1 protein-coding gene and 1 pseudogene are annotated in these 448 nt (G+C 71.2%); one reads left to right on the top strand and one right to left on the bottom strand.

The features are described from left to right. A pseudogene (locus tag RAD15_RS43865) lies at positions 1 to 228 on the top strand (hypothetical protein); the annotation flags it as partial. On the opposite strand, the gene RAD15_RS43860 reads toward RAD15_RS43865, so the two are convergent. Further along, on the bottom strand, positions 221 to 448 hold a 228-nt coding region (locus tag RAD15_RS43860; protein ID WP_458184870.1), incomplete at its 5' end, for a nucleoside transporter C-terminal domain-containing protein. The pseudogene RAD15_RS43865 and the gene RAD15_RS43860 overlap by 8 nt on opposite strands.

Here is a 448-nt window from a genome sequence, read left to right as displayed (position 1 = left end):
AACGCGCTGGCGGCCGCGATCTGGGCGGCGTTGTTCACCGGCATCGGCTATGGCTTTGGCGGCGGGATCGAGCGGCTGTTCGGCGGCACGCTGTCCGCCGGCCGGCTGGTCCCGATCGCGGCGGTCGGCATCGTGCTGCTCATCGGCGTCGCGCAGATCGTGCGCTGGTCGCACCATCGCTATGCCGACCGGTGCGCGCGGGAGTCGGCGCGCGTTTCGCTCAGCTGATCAGCATGCCCGCCAGTGCCGCGCTCATCAGGTTCGCCAGGCTGCCCGCGATCAGCGCGCGGATGCCGAGCCTGGCGATCATCGGGCGCTGGTTCGGGGCGAGGCTGCCCGTCACCGCCATCTGGATCGCGATCGACGAGAAATTGGCGAAGCCGCACAGCGCGAAGGTGATCACCGCGATGGTCCGCGGGCTGAGCGCGCCCTGCTGCGCGCCGAGCGA

Source organism: Bradyrhizobium sp. 14AA, assembly GCF_054185205.1.
Note: the sequence above shows the minus strand (reverse complement) of the source record. Positions and strands in the feature narration are given on the sequence as shown.